This window comes from Candidatus Omnitrophota bacterium, assembly GCA_028715965.1.
Classification (GTDB): Bacteria; Omnitrophota; Gorgyraeia; order Tantalellales; family Tantalellaceae; genus JAQUQS01.
In genome coordinates this window covers 1-17,760 of sequence record JAQUQS010000004.1, presented here as the reverse complement: position 1 = coordinate 17,760, position 17,760 = coordinate 1, and the positions used below count along the sequence as shown (strand labels likewise).

Here is a 17,760-nt window from a genome sequence, read left to right as displayed (position 1 = left end):
AGTGTTTTTTTGATAATAACTTCAATGTCGAGCAAATTATGCCTCAAAATAGCATACGTCACTAGTACACAATAAAACGAAATCAACAAATTTGCCGCTGGCAGGAAGTTTAATCCCCACATGGGCAAGGTATCTAATATTGCCCCAGAAAATGCTGCCACAAAACCTATAAAAATAAATTGATACTGGGTACGCTTTGCTCCTGTAGATTGCTTAAGCAACACAAATAGCTCTACAATTGCACAAGCGACTATCATTCCCCAGATTGACACCAAAAGTCCCCATTTGTAATTTGTCGCTTTTACATAAAACAAAGAATCATGAATCCGTGTTATTGATAAATCAAGAAAGTCAAATAGTGTTAAAAGGTAGAAAAACATACCAAAAGCGTAAAAAATATACAATATTTTCTTGCGATTCAAATCGCCTAACACAGTTATCATATGATAGAACACAATTGGAGAAAATATGGACCCTATCAATGCGATTTTCCACGATATCATAGCAACAGTTGGGGCTTTGGACAAACCAACTAAAAAACCACCTAATCCCCATAGGCCACCCACAAAATTAAAATATGCCCACATGTAGTGAACTTTTTTCTTACCATATACAAAGAGTATTATGATAAGAATAATACATGTGACCCAAACTATACAATTTGATATTGTGAATATTAAGCCAGCCATGTTTTACTGTTAGCCTCTTTTAAGAACATTTCTAACATAAGAGCAATACCATGCTATGTGGGCGATTGACAAATATAGCCACTTGGGTAATATTGGAGCAACTTCTATGCATTCATCATCAATTTCATCCTCCACACTTAACATCTTCCTGCACAACATCTCATACGAATGCAGTAAATTTTGATTTTTAACACCAATATACCTTATATGATCCTGCCTAATAAATGGTGCCATGCTTATCGACATTCCTCCTCCCCACAAAAAACCACAACAATCCGCAAAGTTTTTATAAATCATTAAAGAAAGCTCGTTGTGAACAGCTTCGGGATAGCCACAGAGTGAAATAGCAAAAATTTTTTTGCATTTTTCATTATTAAGAGTTTTGCTTTTTTCACTAATAATTTCAAGAAATTTTAAAACCATAAAAGGCGGAGAATCAACATATACCGGCGATATAAATGTAATGATATCTACTGAATTTATTTTTTTGAAAAATTTATCAATATTCTCGCTATCATTTAGACTTAAAAACAATGACATGACATGTACACATGCTCCTTGCTCTCCCAAAATTAATTTTAATTTAGTAGCAATTGATTCTGATGTACTATCCTTCTTCTTTGGGCTACCAATTAATATTAAAATTTGAGTACTCATATTAACTCAACCCCGCATAAAAGATAAGATTTTATCCCCTAGTCCTTTACACCCCACCGAACTTTTATAAACAAGACAAATATGTCGTGAATTAAAAAAATTTTGGGCATTTTTTTCAACAAGCAAGGAAAATACATCACCATATTTATCCTGTCCAGTATCATTAACACCTATTGCTATAATCCTTACTTCTCTATTAATTCTCGGCACATGTTGTGTTATACCATCTATTTGCCTAAAAAACGGTTCTGCAAGTGGCGCTAATCTATCAATAATCTTTTTCATGTCAGACGAATAGCTACCAAACATTATAGTAGAGAGCAGGACAAGATAATTCGTCTTTTTGATAGCATTGATAATATCATTTGAATCATCAACTATGCTACACATTCCAGGCGTTTTAACCCAGCACCCAAAACATCCTACACATGACATTATATGTAAATCCTGAATCTTGTAATGCTGCACATCGCATTTTTCCAGCGAAAGAACTTTGTTGAGTTTGTCAACAATAGTCATATGCATACTATTTGCGTTATTATCCAATGTGTTCAAAATAACTACATTTTTCATCTGCAAATCAGCTAATTATACCTTTCTGAATATACCAACTGCATTGTATCCAGCAAAACCTATGGCCATTTTTGCGAACGTTTCGATTTTAGCCTTTTTATTGTTTTTAATAATATTCAGATCGCACCCATCAATGACATCCTCGCAATTCAACGTTGCCGGTACAGTTTGATGTTGCATCGCTAAAAGCCCTATCACTGTTTCCAACAAAGCACTTCCTCCCAAATTATGGCCAACTAATGGCTTAAAAGCACTTACCATAGCACTTCTTTGTGAAAGTACACGTTGTATTGTTCTGGTTTCGTATAAATCTGTAACTTTTAACCCAACTCCATGTGGATTAACTAAATCAATGCTATTTGCTTTGATGCCAGAACGGTAAATCGCTTCCTCAAAGGCTTTTTCATAATAATTACTTGTGATATCTGGTACTGTGATTTTCCACCCCTCTAAGCAAAACCCACCACCTAAATACTCTGCATAAATTGTAGCACCTCGCTTTTTTGCACTTTCTAACGTTTCCAATATCAGCGCAGCGCCTCCATCACCAAAAACAACTCCATTTGCCTTTTTTGAAAATGGCTTCATTTTACCATCTTCATCGTTATATAAACCTAGCTTTTTAAACCACATATATTTATAAATTTTTAGGGGCGAATCTATCGCCGCAACAACCGTTGCCGTGTTCAAGCCACTTCTAATGTTACGGGCAGCCGCTTCGATTGCAAAGAGCCCTGAAGCACACGCATTATTTATAAACAGAGAGTACCCGTGCAAATCAAATACTTTTGCAACTGAGTACAAATACGTAAACGTCTGAAGACTATATCCCGACTCTTCACAATCGTCATATAATTCGTGAATAAAATCTAATTTGTCGTTTTGTTTAGATTTTTTGAAAATCTCGTATGCACTTTTCGTTATATCTTCAAACAAAGATTCCATCCCAGGATTCTCGTGCGCAAGAACAAGCCCGACTTTGTTTTCTTTTAAATCATAGTCATAGCCACTGTCTTCTAATGCTAATTTAACTGCGGCTAAAAAATAATGCAGATCCACATCAGGGTCTCTAAAACCTCGCAAGCTATTTACATAAACATAATTTCCCTTCGGCAAAGCATAATCATCAAGATTAAAGTTTTCAATTTTATGCAGATAAAACTGTCCTAATTCCATGTCATCTATTGTGTGTTTATGCTTAACCAAATTTTGCTTTCCCTTATCTATGGATTCCCATACTTGCTTAGTCCCAGAGCCCAAAGAACATAGTGGTCCTACTCCAGTAATTACAATTCGGTCTCGCTCACTCTTCTCTATATCTAAATACATTTATCACCTTACCTTGTTTGCATTAATAATGAAATGTATTCTCTAACTTGTTCAGCAGCAATCCAACCCGAAGTAGCCGATGGGGCAACACCTCCACCAGGATTAGTCCAATGACCAGCCAAATATACACCCTCAATTGGTGTTTTATTATACAACCTTTTCAGATGCATACACTGCGGGCTCATCTCCCATCCACACATGGAACCATTTGTGTTAAAAGTAAATTTTTCAATTGTACTAGGACTCGAGACCTCTTCGTATAGCACTTGTTCTCTCAAATGTGGCATGACTTCACATATTTTCTTCCATATCCAAATCTGAAACATATATTTACGTTTCTCCCAATCTATTTCAGATGTATTTTCCTCATAAAATGGCATGGCAAGTTGAAGTACGCTTTTATCGGAAGCAACCAAGCTGTTATCTATACAGCTAGGCGAGAACGCATAAAAAGGTGATTCGTCATTTGCCTCTAAGTTATAGGAGGAATGATACCACCCACATTTTTCGCTTAAATCATTAATTTTATTTAGCCCCAGATACATAGTAAAAAATGATGGCCCAACCTTTAACTTTTTCAAGAAAGACAAGTATCCTGCCGGAAGTTTGGAGCAATCTATAATATTCGAAAATGCTCTCCTCACGTCAGAAGCAATTACTACAGCTTTTGAACTATACTGATTTTTTTTGGATGTTGTAATTAATTTAACGTTATCTCGAACAATACAAATTTTCCGCACTTCCTCACAAAGCTTAATTTCTCCTCCTGTATTCTTAATGCCGCGAACAAATGCATCTGGTATTGCTTGCGTCCCCCCCTTTGGATAAAATGTTCCATCCCGAAGATAACTAATCATCATGAGAGACATTGAAGTGGCACCAAGTTGTCCTGGAGCGATGCCTAGATATGAAAAGCTAGCCATTAACACTCCTATCAACTTTATGTCTGAGAAATGTTTTCTGACCAAGTCTATAAACTTCAAATCGTAAAATCTACTTAATTTTTTTTCAGATGAATAGCTTCGTGCAATTTGTATAACTTCCCTAAAAAAACTATTAATTCGCCTAGAACTTGTTGGGAATTTAGTTTTTAACATTTCCACGTACTCATCTAAATCTTCAGGTATTTCTACTTTTTCATCTGAAAAAAAATATCTATCACTTGGCGATATGCGAATAAAATCTAAGTCTTTAACATTCAAACTGTCCAAATAGTATTTAAAAATACCGTGTGCACTCAAACTCCCAAAAAGATGTGCTCCATAATCAAAATAGAAGTCTTTTTTCCGCACACCACAAATGCATCCTCCAGCGTAAGAATTTTTTTCCAGAACAAGAACACTGAAGCCTTCCTTTGACAATTTCGCTCCACAAATTAAACCACTTATCCCAGCACCTACTACTATCACATCATACGCCCCATTCATACAACTCCTAACACCAAACATGCGTTATTCCCGCCAAAAGCAAAAGAATTATTCAAGGCTACCCTAATTTGTTTTTTTACAGCTTTATTCGGAATACAAAAAATATCGCAGTCCTCGTCTTGTTCATCTACATTTATAGTTGGAGGTAAAATAGCCGTCTCCAGAGCCATACAACAAGCAGCCGCTTCAATAGCACTTGCCGTACCCATGGTGTGCCCTAACATGGATTTTATCGAACTTACAGCCAGATCTTTGGAATGGGCTCCGAACACCCGATGTATCGCCTCGCATTCAGCATTATCATTAGCGGGAGTCCCGGTTCCATGGGCCGAAATATAGTCAACATCTCCCGGACCGATCCCTGCGTTAATTAAAGCTTTTCTCATAACCTTCTCTATACCATCCACATTGGGAATTGTCATGTTATACGCGTCGCAGCTTAGGCCATATCCCAATATTTCCGCGTAAATATGCGCTTTACGTTTTTTCGCGCTTTCAAGAGCTTCTATTAAAAGAACTGTCGCACCTTCCCCCAACATCATACCTTTCCGGTTCTTATCAAAAGGTTGGCACTTTTCCGGCGCCATTGCGAACAACCTATTAAAACCCGTAAACGCCAACCGCGAAAGTGGATCGGCACCACCAGCTATTAGCAAATCGCATTTATTTCTCGATATCAGATCTGCCGCGAATCCTATTGAATAATTCCCAGCAGCACACGCTGTAGGAACAACCAAATTCAATCCGGCCACAGAAAAGGAGAACCCGATGTTGTTTGAAAGATTGTTTACCGGAAAATTCGCGACATTGGACATATACACATTTTCTTCTCCCCCGGATGTCCAGAACCTGTCGATCATTTCGATCGAAGGCGACTCACCCATTGTTGTCCCGACAACTAGCCCAGAGCGCTTTTCGCGAAATATATTTGGGGACAATCCTGCGTCTTTAAAAACCAGCGATGTGGCCGCAATGGCTAGCTGAGACCCTCTGCCTATTTTTTTAACTGAGCCTGATGGCATAAAATCATCCGGTTTGAAGCCTTTGATCTCCCCGGCTTTTTTTATGGAAAAATTGGACACATCAAACCTGTCGACATCAGTAATACCAGATCTTCCTGAAACGAGATTTTTCCAGAAAGTATCCTTTCCAATACCGATCGACGATACTATACCAAGACCTGTTATTACTACACGCCTTTTCATCCTGCTCTCAATCAATTAAATATTCTTTTGTCACCTTGATAGCTTCCTGAAGATCGGTCAAGTTGGCTAAATTACTTTCAGGTATCTGGATACCATATTTCTTTTCGATGGCCGCGAGTATCTCCAATGCCATCATTGAGTCCATGCCCAGATCCTCGACAAATTTAGCGGTTAACGTTACTTCTTCAGGATCTGCCTCGATCACTTCGGATATAATTTTTTTCAGATCTTCCGCGAGAATGTTATCGTCCACCATGCAGCGCATCCCTCCTCCTTTTTACATATATAACCCACCATCAACAGAAAAAACCTGGCCCGTTATATAAGCCGAATCGTTCGAAGCCAGAAAAAGCGCTAATTTAGCGATGTCTTCCACGCTACCAAACCGCCCCAACGGTATGGTCTGTATCAATTTTTCTTTCATTGTGTCATCAAATGACGCGGTCATATCCGTCGCGGTATATCCCGGAGCTATGGCGTTCACCCTTATGTTATAAGGCCCGACCTCACGCGCAAGCGACTTTGTGAGGCCTATCTGTCCGGCCTTGCTTGATGAATAATTGACCTGCCGTGCTATCCCGGCCAGGCCAGCCACCGAGGTTATATTAATAACGTTCCCGCTCTTCTGCTTAAGAAAAGTCACTATGGCGGCACGGGTTAAATTGAACGTACCGGAAAGATTGGTCGATATAACATCCTGCCAATCTTCTTCTTCCATGAGCATCATAGCCTTATCCCGAAGGATCCCAGCGTTATTGACTACCACATCCAGGCGCCCAAAAACCTTTTTAGTCTCATCGACCATATCCTTCATCGCCTTGAAGTCCTTAACGTCCGCTTTTATCGCAAGAGCATTGCCACCATCGGCGTTTATATCCCTGCATATTTTGTCCGCTTTATCCCGGCTTTTCAAATAATTGAAGGCTACGGCAGCGCCTTCTGCGGCAAACGCGCGCACGATAGCCTCGCCTATGCCACGCGAACCACCTGTTATAATAGCGACTTTATCTTTAAGTAGCATTTATCCCCCGCATCACTATGGCCGAATTATTTCCCGTCGGGCCGAAATCATTAATAAGAATATCTCCCGAAGGCATATCCGAAACTTTTGTTAAATACGCCAACTTACATCGTTTATCCTTTTCTACCTCACATCGTATGGCGGGTATAAAACCCTCTGATGTCCCCACAAGCGCTGCAGCGATATTCATCGCCCCACTGGCCGAAAAAGTCTCGCCTACAAGAGGTTTAATATTGGTTACGGGGAGGGTATCCGTTCTATCACCGAAGACTTTCCGTATGGCCCTTGCCTCCATGACATCGCAATCCAGCGTCGAATTAGCCGTCGAAAAGATAAGCCCTATGTCATCCGGCATAATATCGGCGTCATCCAGGGCCATCTTGATAGCGCGAGACGCGCCTTCAGCCTTGGGACTGCATATGTTCCGGGACTTGGGATCGAACGATGTGCCATAACCCGTTATTTCGGCGTATACACGAGCTTTCCGTTCAAGAGCGTGTTCCAGTTCCTCAAGTACGAATATTCCAGCGCCTTCCCCCAGGATTATCCCATTACGGCGCTTATCGAATGGGCAGTTCACCTCTTCCTTGCCTTCACGTGACCCGGCAAGATAACCGATCTTATGAAAACCTTTATAAGTCTGTTCACACAGCTCCTCTACCCCACCGGCCAGAACGGTATGATACCCGTAAAGCTCCATCTGGTTCAAAGCGTAAAAGATAGCGTCAAGACTCGCGCAAAACCCGGTCGATACGGTAGCATTGAACCCTTTTATGTTAAACCGTATAGATATATGACTTGCTGGTGAATTTATTACGGTATTTGGGAAAAGCGCGGGATTGGTCGCCCTTGGCCCTTCCCTTAGAGCGACTTTATCAAATTCGCTTATAGACCATACACTGCCAAGCGTCGAACCGAGAGAAACACCGACTTGATCCGTTACATCTTCTCCGATCGGGTCAGAAAGTCCCGCGTCGTCTATTGCTAGTTTTGAAGCCGCCATAGCCAAAAGGGTCGTACGATCAAGATTCCGCAGGCCTTTTTTCCCCAGAATTGAAGCGGGGTCAAAATCCGATATCTCCCCGGCCAGTTTACTTTTAGTGGTCGAAGTATCGAAAAGAGTAACGGGTTTTATACCCGATACTCCATTCTTCAGGGATCCGGCAAATGCCCTTAATCCTATCCCGTTCGACGCGAGCACTCCCGCTCCTGTTATCACTATCCTTTTATCCATAATGTGTTACATCCCGCTATATAACCGATGTGTTATTTGTAATTCTTTTCCTGGTCCTCGATCCACTTATCAATGGTTTCTTTCTTGAACCGCCAGGTCGATCCCACCTTAAAGGCAGGGATCTTACCATCCTGGGCGTGTTTATAGATAGTCACCGTCTTCATCTTAAGATATTCCGCCACATCTTTTACCGTCATCATAGTATTCGACATATAAGCTCCCCTTAAATAAAAAATCGGCTATTTTTTCTCATTCAAGAAAAAATGCCGATTATGAACACAAAGATAGTCGAATAAATATTCGACTTTATCTAATAAGAACAGTAACATTTCCCCCACCCGGTTAGGTTACTTGTACTAATAGATTTTACTGTATTTTATACGTTCGACTATATTTTTATACCTCTTATTGTTGTTTGTTATATGTTAAAGAGTATAATAACGGATCCATAAAAGTCAAATTTAATTGAAAATTAACAAGTATTTTTATAAGTATATAGGTAAAGAGGAACTTTAAAGCACAAAACCGTTTCTATTCTAAAAGCTAAACCTGTACCCAGGATCAAGCAGAGACCTGTACCCCATAAGATCCTTTTACATAAAGACTCAAAACCTTCTAGCACTTAGCGTACCGGTCCGGGAACAATACACTCTCAAAACCATTTTTGTCTTCAAACACAAACCTGGTCCATTATTAAAGTTAAACCGTTTATATTCTCAAAGCTAAACCTGTACCCACCAACTAAGACACTTTTACATAAAAACTCAAAGCCTTAGCTCTTGAAGGACAGCTCTCGGAACAAAACCTGGTACAGGTCTAAGATCAAAATCGGGTACAGGTTTGAGAGTGAAAACAGTGACAGATCCAGGTTTGATTTTAAAAACGGTTTTGAAGAGCGTTGACGCGGGAAACATCGGTTAACAGCGCTATTATGTGTAATATATTGTAGGTATTAACGATAAAGCAGGTAGGTATGTAGTAGCGCCCTGAGCAGGAGATTAGCGATAAGCCCGGCCGCGATATCATCGGCCATTATGCCCCATCCTCCGGGTATTTGTTCTATCTTCCTAATTGGAAAAGGTTTAAAGATATCAAGAAGCCTGAAAAGGATAAAACCTGTAATAACGGTTGCGACATTTATCGGCATGAAAAGAAAAACAAAGAAAATACCCACGAATTCGTCGATAACAACAAAAGAAGGGTCATTTTCCCCGGTTATGTCGGCTATCCTACCAGACACAATAATACCTAATATAGAGGAAGAGATCATTACGGTTAAATAGAGAAAAATATGTCCGCTTACCAGGAGAACTGCCGCAAGCCCGGCAACGCTACCCCACGTCCCCGGTGCGTAAGGCAACCTGCCCAGTCCCATTATAGTAGCTATCCTGTCGCAAAGCTTATCCAGGTTCATTTATCCCCATCGTTGAACAGGTACGCTTTGTTACCTAATATATATGAAAGCCCGGTAGCCACGGTAAGTGTGGTGGTAATTATCATTACCCCGAAGATCATCTGTTTATACCAGTATTCGAAATCCGCGGTCCACGTGCCCCCGGTCCATTTACTTTCTTTATACACGATGAATATTAATATTATCAATATCGAGAACATCTGGAACACGGTCTTGTGTTTTCCACCCTTACCCGCGGGAAGCACTTCTTTCTTGGTAAGAGCCTTTATACGTATACTGGTTATCACCAGTTCCCTTAAAATAATAAGCGCTACCATCCATGCCGGCACTATCTTCATTTCGACAAACGCTATAAAAGCTCCCAGGGTAAGCATTTTGTCCGCGATCGGGTCCATGATCTTCCCGAAATCCGATATGCAGTTGTACTTCTTGGCCAGATACCCGTCAAAATAATCCGTTAGCGCCGCTACCAGGAAGACCAGGAGCGCGGCGCTCTTGGCGTAGACACCTTTGACGTAAAGAAGCCCCATAAAGATAAAAACAAGGAATATACGTGATACCGTCACTTTGTTCGCGATGTTCATGCCACTTCTCCTATAAGATCATATTCCATACTGCCTGTTACCCTTACGTCCACCATGTCACCAGCACTCAATCCTTTTCCTCTTATATACATCACCCCGTCTACTTCCGGGGCATCCATATAGGTCCTGCCTATATACTCGGTATCGGATCCCTCAACTATCTCATCCACGATGGCCCGGTAAGTACGGCCGATGTATTTCATGTTATTCTCCGCCGATATCTCCTGCTGCAAAGCCATTATCTCCGCCATACGTTCCATTTTTACCTTTTCCGGCACCTGTCCCGACATTTTCGCGGCCGGGGTGCCCTCCTCACGTGAGTAAACGAACGCTCCCAGCCGATCGAACTTTACCTCCCTCAAAAAATCCATAAGCTGCCTGAACTCATTCTCTGTCTCTCCAGGGAAACCGGCTATGACCGAGGTACGGATAATAACTTCCGGCACTTTGCGCCGGACAAAACCCAGGACATCCCGGATCCTTTGCATGGTAACGCGTCGATTCATGTCATTTAGCACCCTGTCGCTTATGTGTTGTATGGGAAGGTCCAGATAATTACAGATATTCGGGGTATCCGCCATTATATTTATGATCTCTTCCGTGATATGCGCGGGGTGCGTATACAAAAGCCTGAGCCAGCCGTCCTCAACCAGCGGAGAAAGCTTGCGCAATAGCACCGCAAGCTCCCCATACACTCCACGGTCCATACCGAACGATGTGGTGTCCTGCCCTATCAATATCACTTCCCTGACACCATGTTCGGCCCTGAGGGCTTTTACTTCCGCCTCCACAGAACTAACGATACGGCTACGCCTGGGGCCCTTAAGATCAGGTATCACGCAATAAGAACACCTGTTGGAACATCCTTCCTGTATCTTGACATATGTAAAATGTTTCGACGGTATGAGTTTCCTGGGATAAGTGTGATCATACAAGAAATCCGGGGCAGCGGACACCTCATTCACCGGCCTACCGCTCATTATCCTGTCCCAAAGGTCCGGAATGCGGATAAAATCCGCCGTTCCGAAAATGGCATCTATCTCCTTGATCTCTTCCCGTAGTTCCAGGGGGTACCGCTGCGGCAAACAGCCGCATACGACCAGTTTTTTTATATCCCCAAGTTTTTTCATCTCGGCAAGTTCAAGTATGTAATTTATGGATTCCTGCTTGGCGTCATTGATGAACCCGCAGGTATTCACGATAGCGATGTCCGTTCCCTCAGGCGATTCGGCGATGGTCACGCCTTTCTTCTCAAGAAGACCGAGAAGGACCTCACTGTCGATCATGTTCCGCGGACATCCAAGGCTTAAAAGGTAGGCTGTCAGCATAAACGGCCTATTCTATACGGTAAACCCAGTTGCCGTTAACATTAACTCCCTTATCCGACACTTCGATGTTCTTAACCACACCGTCGGCAACTTTTCCTATTTTATGGCTGTTAATGATAAATTCCAACATCTCGGCTTTCCCCGTCCAGATGTTGAGGGTGCCATCGGCACGCCAGGTCTTGGAATCCCCTGCCTGCATTATGCCGACATATATTTTTTCCTCACCCTTATTGATCTGGACCCAAGCGTCACCATTGGCTTTAAGCGTGAAAATGAACGGTCCGCTCGCGGCAGGCTTCTCCTCCGCGGGAGCTGTCGTGACTAAAGGCTTGGCCGCAACTACCGGTGCTGGCTGCTCGACAGGCTTCTGCCGGACAGGCGCTTCCTTGGGGGGCTCAACCTTTGTCTCCGGTTTTGGCGTCGGTACCGGTTTGGGTTCAGGCTTTACTTCTTTTTTGGCCGCGGCTTGTTTCTCTTTTTTGGCTATAACGACGGGTTTTCTAACTTCTTTTTTCACAGGTTCGGCCTTTACCTGCTTAGCGGTAGAAGTATCCTGTGTCTTTTTAGCTTTATCCCTGGATGATGTCTTGGCCGGGCTTTTGTCCGTTCTCACCTCGGTTTTCTCGACCTTACGCGCGGTCTCCGGCCTGGTCCCACTGGAAAATCTAGCGTGCAGCATACCGAGGAACACTATGAACAGGATACAGAACGCCACCGTAAGCGCTATGACCAGCATGTTCTGGGCCTTGTCCTTATCCACCTTGACCTTGGGCGGCACTATCGCCAGTAACGGTTTTTTTACGGAAGCAGCTGGCTTCTTCACTGCGGGAGTTTTTTTGGGGACCGCTATGGGCTTTTTGTCCTGCACGTCGAACGTGAACTGCTTCTCGGGCATAACGTTGACGATATCGGAGAACATCTTGAGGATGTCATTCGTATTCGCGCCCAGGAACTCGGCATATTTCTTTATGAAACTTTTCAGATACAATTTATTGAGCCGGCTGAACACGCCGTTCTCTATGTCGCTAATGACATTTATGTGTATTTTGCTAGCTTGCGAGGCCTCGTCAACGTTCATTCCCTTACGTTCACGCAACTCCTTCAGCTTATTACCTATGTCTTTTGGCTTGGTCATGGTTTATTCCGTTCCTTCCAGCTCCTCGACCCCTTCGACAAGTATCTCACGCGGTTTTGAACCGTTATAAGGGCCGACTATACCTTCTTCCTCCATGATATCGATCATCCGCGCCGCGCGTGTATACCCTACCCTGAGCTTCCTTTGTACCATAGATACCGAGGCCTGTTTCGTCTCGATAACTATCCTTACGGCCTCGTGGTAAAGATCATCTTTCTCCTGTTCCACCCCCAGGCCTTTCTTCTCCTGTTTTTCCACAGCGGACTCTATGTACCTCGGACCGGCCTGGACCTTTATCTCCTTGACTATCCTGCGCAGCTCTGAATCCTCAACAAGCGAGCACTGGCCCCTGATAAGAGATGATTCACCCGGCTCCATAAGCAGCATATCACCCCTGCCGAGCAGTTTTTCCGCCCCGTTAGCATCAAGAACTGTACGCGAGTCCACCTTCGATGCCACCTTAAAAGAGATACGAGCCGGCATATTGGCCTTTATAACGCCCGTGATCACATTGACCGATGGACGCTGCGTGGCCAGTATCATATGTATACCCGCGGCCCTGGAAAGCTGGGCGATACGCATTATGGCGGTCTCCACATCCTGCTGCCCCACCATCATGAGATCGGCAAGCTCATCCACTATCACCACGATATATGGGAGGTTCATATCTTCCGCCCCGGCGGACTCCTTATAGCTGGCGATATTCCTTACCCCTTTTTCCGCGAATATCTCGTAACGCCGTTCCATCTCCCCAACAACCCAGTTAAGGGCGGCCGCGGCCTTTTTGGGGTTGGTAACAATGGGTGACACGAGATGGGGGATCCCCTCGAACATCATGAGCTCTACCCGCTTTGGGTCTATCATCATGAACTTGACCTCGTCAGGCGACGCGTTGAAAAGGATACTGCTGATTATACAGTTTATGCAGACTGTCTTACCTGATCCCGTAGCGCCCGCGATAAGTAGATGCGGCATCTTGGCCAGGTCCGTTACTATCGTTGTCCCGGATATATCCTTGCCTAGGGCTATTTTTATCGGGGACGTCTCTTCGCTATACTCGGGAGATTCCAATATGTCCCGGAGCAGGACCTTTTCCGGCTTATCGTTCGGGACTTCTATACCGATAGTCCCTTTACCCGGTATCGGCGCCAATATCCTTATATTAGCAGACCTCATCGCCAGGGATATATTATCACTAAGGGATGTTATCTTGTTCACCTTTGTACCAACAGAAGGCTCCAGCTCGTACAGGGTTATCACCGGCCCCCTGTTTATCTTTACTACCTTGGCTTCCACGTCGAACTCCAGAAGAGTACGCTCAAGAACAGCGGCCTTGGCCTTCAGGTCATCATCCCTTTCCCTCACGTTAACTTTGGACTGCCCCTTAAGTATGTCTATTCCAGGAAGGTTATAAACGAGTTTTTCACCGGTAGCGGTATCAGCTACGTCCTTTGTCCTCTGTGGTTTTACTTCGACTTTCTCAGGACGCGCTGGCTGGACTATCCGTGGTTCCGGAGCCGCTTTTTGTTTTACCGGGGCAAGGGCGGTCTTGCGGACCTCCTCGACCTGTTTTTTCATCATCTCAAGTTTCTTGGCTATTTCTTTGCGTGAAGCACGTGGTTTGGCCGGCCTCTGTATCAGGCTGTCTTCTCTTTCCGGGACCAGTTCCTTTATTTTCACCGGCAACTTCTTTAAAAAATGGTAACAAGAAACGACTATGGGAAGTATCATGAATTCCGTAGCGATAAGGAGTGAAAGCGCGATAAGGACCATGATAAAAAGCGCGGCCCCCCCTTTCCCCAGGTATTCCAGGAGAAAACCGGACGATACCGTACCGACAAGACCCCCCGCGCTGAAAGCTGAAGCGCGAGTAGCGTCCGAGACCATGCTCAAGCTAGCGCTTACAGCCGCAAGAAGCACCAGGGTCCCGAATAACTTGAAATATATCTTCCGCGTTTCGATCTGCAATAAACGTGATATGCCCCAAAGTAAGAACAGGAGAGGAAATACGTACGCGGCTCGTCCTACGACAAAAAGGAACGCGCCGCCAAGATAGGCGCCTACTACCCCTGTCATATTGCGGCATATAGCGTTAGGTGTACTTGTATAAAAGGACAGGTCCTGTTCCGTGAACGTAAAGAGGCTTAAGAACAGGAATAAACCGGTCGCGAAAAGAAGAACAGCCATCATTTCGTTTTTTCTGGCCTGATCCATCAATATGTCTCTCCTTATGTCAAGAACCGGTCGCGATAGACACTATCAACACCACCGCGCCCAGCAAGATACAATACGCGCCAAAATACGGCAAACGTCCCGCTTTAATGACCTTTTTCAGAACATTCAGGCTCAAGAGCCCCGCTACGAAAGCCACCACCATACCCGCGATGAACGAGACAGGTGCCATCGTTGACGGTAACCGCGCGCCGCCCTTGATAAAACTCAGCACCAGAGCTCCCAGGATAGCCGGTATCGATAAAAGAAAAGAGAATCTGAAAGCATCCGGGCGGCTCAATCCGGTCATAGCGCCCGCGGTTATGGTGAACCCACTCCGTGATATACCCGGGATGATCGCTATGGCCTGGGCGATCCCGATAAGAAGTGCCTTTCCCCATCTTATCTTCGCAGCCGGCGCGCCACGCCTGAAAGAATAATGCGCCGCGAAAAGAGCAGCTCCTGTTACAAAAAGCATTAACGCCACTCCGGCCGGGCCGGAAAAGAACATCTTCTCAATGACATCTCCGGCGAGAAGAGCCATAACTACCGCCGGTATGGTCCCGATGACGATATACGCGATCATACTGTACCTGCGTTCCACAATGATATCCTTTATATCCCTCGCGAAGAATACAAGCACCGCGGCGAGCGTGGCACAATGCAGACATATGTCATAGAACAATCCCGGGTCATCGTACCCGAAAAAATAGTGAGCTAGAACAAGATGTCCGGAGCTCGACACCGGCAAGAACTCGGTGACTCCCTGAATAAATCCCGATATCGCGGCTTCTATCACCGTCATATTACACTGCCGGACCCGTCAGACACCCGTATGCCCGAACCCTCCATGGGCACGCTCGGTGCTCTCCAGCTCCTCCCGTTCCTCAAATTTCGCCCTGATGACCTCTTTTATGACCATCTGGGCGAGCCGTTGCCCGCGAGTTATGACGAACTCCGTCTTACCCAGGTTTATTAAAATCAGGTTAAGAAGCCCCCTGTAATCACTGTCTATCGTGCCAGGGGAGTTAACAAGCGTTATCCCATGCTTAAGGGATAATCCACTCCTCGGCCTTATTTCAGCCTCATACCCCTCCGGTATCTCAAGGTATACACCACATGATACAAGTTTTATCTCTCCCGGGAAAATAGGGGTATCCGCGTCAACATCGGCATACAGGTCCATGCCGCTTGAACCGCTGGTGGCATAAGACGGGATCGGCAGGTCTCTAGCGCTGTCCTTGCGTTTTATGTGAATCTTGATCGTCTTCAATTGACCGTTTTCTGAATATTAGGTTTCAGTCAAAATGTTGTACAGAACAACGCGGCAATTACGAGATAGTCGTTATGCTGCCGCTTGTTTTATGCTCAGTTTAACACGGCCCTGGTCATCGATACCTATAAGTTTGACCTTGATCTCCTGGCCTTCCTTAAGGAATTCGCTAACGTCCTTAACATATGAATCCGCTACCTCTGACACATGCACAAGACCTTCCTGTCCCGGCATGTACTCACAGAACGCCCCGAAAGCCATTAACTTGACCACTTTGGCGTCATATATCTTCCCGACTTCCGGCTCGGCGGTAAGGTCCTTTACCCACTTGACCGCTTTGTCCAGGGATTCCTTGTTGGCGGACGCTATCTGGCATGTCCCATCATCCTCGATATTGATATCCGCGCCGGTCTCAGCGATGATCTTGCGTATCATTTTCCCGCCCGGGCCGATCACGTCGCGTATCTTCTCCGTGTTTATCTTAAGCGATACTATCCTAGGCGCGTTGGGAGAGATATCCGCCAAGGGTTCGGCTATCGTACCCTTCATGTGGTCCAATATCTCAAGCCTGGCCTTTTTCGCCTGTTCGAAAGCTTCAGCGAGAAGTTCGAAACTCACGCCCTTAACCTTAAGGTCCATCTGCACGGCGGTTATGCCTTTCCTGGTCCCTGCTACCTTGAAGTCCATATCGCCATAATGGTCCTCGGCACCAGCTATATCCGTGAGTATGGTGTAATCCTTGCCATCTACTATAACGCCCATGGCGATACCGCTTACCGCGCCCGATACCGGGACACCGCTGCTCATAAGCGCCAGAGAACTGGCGCAAACCGTGGCCATGGAGCTTGACCCGTTGGATTCAAGTATCTCAGAGACTATCCGGAGCGTGTATGGAAATGATTCCTGTGAAGGTATCGTGGGTCTTATAGCCTTTTCCGCCAGGGCTCCGTGCCCTATCTCGCGTCTTCCCGGACCTCGCAGCGGTTTTGTCTCGCCGACGCTGAAAGGCGGGAAATTATAGTGGAGCATGAACGTCTTTACACCTTCTCCCATCAAGGTCTCTATCCTCTGCTCATCCGTGCTGGTCCCTAGTGTGACCACGGCAAGGGCCTGTGTCTCACCTCTCGTGAAAAGCGCGCACCCGTGGGTCCTGGGCAGTATGTTTATCTCGGAGGACAAAGGCCGTATCTGGTCGCACTTGCGGCCGTCTATCCTTTTCTTTTCCTTAAGGATCATCTCCCTGACTATATCTTTCTCTATATCGCCGACGGCGCGGCCGACCTCTTTCTTGATCGTATCCGGCGCGTCCGGACCTTCATCCTCGACCGCCTTCGCGGCAACAGCCGCGAGTTCGTTCACGCGGTCCTGCTTGCCGGATATATGCAGTATTTCCTTTATCTTCGCCTTGTATTTTGAGGACACACGGGCCGTAAGCTCACTTATATCGCTGGTAAAGGAAATATCTTCCCTCTTCTTCTTGCCGACCTTCTTGCGCAACTCTTCCTGCGCCGTGATGATGGGTTTCATCCCCTCATGCGCTTTCTTTATCGCCTCCAGCATCTGGGCCTCTTCAAGGTCGCTTGAGCCGGCCTCGAGCATGACCACACTGTCCTTGTTGCCAACAACGATAAGGTCAAGCTGGCTGCCTTCTATCTCTTCGAATGTGGGGTTCACAACAAA

Annotated in this window: 17 protein-coding genes; all 17 read right to left on the bottom strand. The window is 45.0% G+C overall.

Annotated elements, in window-relative coordinates:
- Window positions 1-698: 698 nt before the first annotated feature.
- Window positions 699-1,346 carry an NAD(P)H-dependent oxidoreductase gene (locus PHH49_03050; protein MDD5487928.1) on the bottom strand — a complete coding sequence of 216 codons (648 nt, stop codon included), beginning with the start codon at window positions 1,344-1,346 and terminating at the stop codon, window positions 699-701.
- A gap of 6 nt (window positions 1,347-1,352) precedes the next feature.
- Window positions 1,353-1,919, bottom strand: a complete 567-nt coding sequence (locus PHH49_03045) for an NAD(P)H-dependent oxidoreductase (GenBank protein ID MDD5487927.1) — start codon at window positions 1,917-1,919, stop codon at window positions 1,353-1,355.
- 15 nt (window positions 1,920-1,934) lie between these two features.
- Window positions 1,935-3,248 carry a beta-ketoacyl synthase N-terminal-like domain-containing protein gene (locus PHH49_03040; GenBank protein MDD5487926.1) on the bottom strand — a complete coding sequence of 438 codons (1,314 nt, stop codon included), beginning with the start codon at window positions 3,246-3,248 and terminating at the stop codon, window positions 1,935-1,937.
- 8 nt (window positions 3,249-3,256) lie between these two features.
- Window positions 3,257-4,675 (bottom strand): NAD(P)/FAD-dependent oxidoreductase, encoded by a 1,419-nt coding sequence (locus PHH49_03035; protein ID MDD5487925.1) that lies wholly within the window; start codon window positions 4,673-4,675, stop codon window positions 3,257-3,259.
- Window positions 4,672-5,880: a beta-ketoacyl-[acyl-carrier-protein] synthase family protein gene (locus tag PHH49_03030; GenBank protein ID MDD5487924.1), complete on the bottom strand. Its 1,209-nt coding sequence runs from the start codon at window positions 5,878-5,880 to the stop codon at window positions 4,672-4,674. The genes PHH49_03035 and PHH49_03030 overlap by 4 nt, the downstream gene beginning before the upstream one ends.
- Before the next feature lie 7 nt (window positions 5,881-5,887).
- Window positions 5,888-6,145, bottom strand: coding sequence for an acyl carrier protein (locus tag PHH49_03025; GenBank protein MDD5487923.1), 258 nt, complete (start codon window positions 6,143-6,145; stop codon window positions 5,888-5,890).
- 12 nt (window positions 6,146-6,157) lie between these two features.
- Complete coding sequence (gene fabG / locus PHH49_03020; protein MDD5487922.1) at window positions 6,158-6,901, bottom strand: 3-oxoacyl-[acyl-carrier-protein] reductase; 744 nt, start codon at window positions 6,899-6,901, stop codon at window positions 6,158-6,160.
- Window positions 6,891-8,135, bottom strand: coding sequence for a beta-ketoacyl-[acyl-carrier-protein] synthase family protein (locus tag PHH49_03015; protein ID MDD5487921.1), 1,245 nt, complete (start codon window positions 8,133-8,135; stop codon window positions 6,891-6,893). The genes fabG and PHH49_03015 overlap by 11 nt, the downstream gene beginning before the upstream one ends.
- Before the next feature lie 32 nt (window positions 8,136-8,167).
- On the bottom strand, window positions 8,168-8,347 hold the full coding sequence (locus PHH49_03010; GenBank protein MDD5487920.1) for a helix-turn-helix domain-containing protein: 180 nt from the start codon (window positions 8,345-8,347) through the stop codon (window positions 8,168-8,170).
- 740 nt (window positions 8,348-9,087) lie between these two features.
- A complete protein-coding gene (locus tag PHH49_03005) occupies window positions 9,088-9,549 on the bottom strand; it encodes a phosphatidylglycerophosphatase A (protein ID MDD5487919.1) in 462 nt (153 codons plus the stop codon).
- Entirely contained in the window at window positions 9,546-10,133 is a 588-nt protein-coding gene (gene pgsA, locus PHH49_03000; GenBank protein MDD5487918.1) for a CDP-diacylglycerol--glycerol-3-phosphate 3-phosphatidyltransferase, read from the bottom strand. The genes PHH49_03005 and pgsA overlap by 4 nt, the downstream gene beginning before the upstream one ends.
- A complete protein-coding gene (gene rimO / locus PHH49_02995; GenBank protein ID MDD5487917.1) occupies window positions 10,130-11,461 on the bottom strand; it encodes a 30S ribosomal protein S12 methylthiotransferase RimO in 1,332 nt (443 codons plus the stop codon). The genes pgsA and rimO overlap by 4 nt, the downstream gene beginning before the upstream one ends.
- Before the next feature lie 7 nt (window positions 11,462-11,468).
- On the bottom strand, window positions 11,469-12,596 hold the full coding sequence (locus tag PHH49_02990; GenBank protein MDD5487916.1) for a DUF4115 domain-containing protein: 1,128 nt from the start codon (window positions 12,594-12,596) through the stop codon (window positions 11,469-11,471).
- 3 nt (window positions 12,597-12,599) lie between these two features.
- Window positions 12,600-14,810 carry a DNA translocase FtsK gene (locus tag PHH49_02985; GenBank protein MDD5487915.1) on the bottom strand — a complete coding sequence of 737 codons (2,211 nt, stop codon included), beginning with the start codon at window positions 14,808-14,810 and terminating at the stop codon, window positions 12,600-12,602.
- Between the two features lie 19 nt (window positions 14,811-14,829).
- Window positions 14,830-15,612, bottom strand: coding sequence for an undecaprenyl-diphosphate phosphatase (locus PHH49_02980; GenBank protein ID MDD5487914.1), 783 nt, complete (start codon window positions 15,610-15,612; stop codon window positions 14,830-14,832).
- 18 nt (window positions 15,613-15,630) lie between these two features.
- On the bottom strand, window positions 15,631-16,080 hold the full coding sequence (dut, locus tag PHH49_02975) for a dUTP diphosphatase (protein ID MDD5487913.1): 450 nt from the start codon (window positions 16,078-16,080) through the stop codon (window positions 15,631-15,633).
- Window positions 16,081-16,152: 72 nt separating this feature from the next.
- Window positions 16,153-17,760, bottom strand: a 1,608-nt coding sequence (pnp, locus tag PHH49_02970) for a polyribonucleotide nucleotidyltransferase (protein MDD5487912.1), incomplete at its 5' end; no start/stop codon positions are given.

Bases quoted from the DNA above. Each gene is read 5' to 3' on its own strand.
- PHH49_03050 (MDD5487928.1), bottom strand. From the start codon at position 1,346: ATGAGTACTCAAATTTTAATATTAATTGGTAGCCCAAAGAAGAAGGAT.
- PHH49_03045 (MDD5487927.1), bottom strand. From the start codon at position 1,919: ATGAAAAATGTAGTTATTTTGAACACATTGGATAATAACGCAAATAGT.
- PHH49_03040 (MDD5487926.1), bottom strand. From the start codon at position 3,248: ATGTATTTAGATATAGAGAAGAGTGAGCGAGACCGAATTGTAATTACT.
- PHH49_03035 (MDD5487925.1), bottom strand. From the start codon at position 4,675: ATGAATGGGGCGTATGATGTGATAGTAGTAGGTGCTGGGATAAGTGGT.
- PHH49_03030 (MDD5487924.1), bottom strand. From the start codon at position 5,880: ATGAAAAGGCGTGTAGTAATAACAGGTCTTGGTATAGTATCGTCGATC.
- PHH49_03025 (MDD5487923.1), bottom strand. From the start codon at position 6,145: ATGCGCTGCATGGTGGACGATAACATTCTCGCGGAAGATCTGAAAAAA.
- fabG (MDD5487922.1), bottom strand. From the start codon at position 6,901: ATGCTACTTAAAGATAAAGTCGCTATTATAACAGGTGGTTCGCGTGGC.
- PHH49_03015 (MDD5487921.1), bottom strand. From the start codon at position 8,135: ATGGATAAAAGGATAGTGATAACAGGAGCGGGAGTGCTCGCGTCGAAC.
- PHH49_03010 (MDD5487920.1), bottom strand. From the start codon at position 8,347: ATGTCGAATACTATGATGACGGTAAAAGATGTGGCGGAATATCTTAAG.
- PHH49_03005 (MDD5487919.1), bottom strand. From the start codon at position 9,549: ATGAACCTGGATAAGCTTTGCGACAGGATAGCTACTATAATGGGACTG.
- pgsA (MDD5487918.1), bottom strand. From the start codon at position 10,133: ATGAACATCGCGAACAAAGTGACGGTATCACGTATATTCCTTGTTTTT.
- rimO (MDD5487917.1), bottom strand. From the start codon at position 11,461: ATGCTGACAGCCTACCTTTTAAGCCTTGGATGTCCGCGGAACATGATC.
- PHH49_02990 (MDD5487916.1), bottom strand. From the start codon at position 12,596: ATGACCAAGCCAAAAGACATAGGTAATAAGCTGAAGGAGTTGCGTGAA.
- PHH49_02985 (MDD5487915.1), bottom strand. From the start codon at position 14,810: ATGGATCAGGCCAGAAAAAACGAAATGATGGCTGTTCTTCTTTTCGCG.
- PHH49_02980 (MDD5487914.1), bottom strand. From the start codon at position 15,612: ATGACGGTGATAGAAGCCGCGATATCGGGATTTATTCAGGGAGTCACC.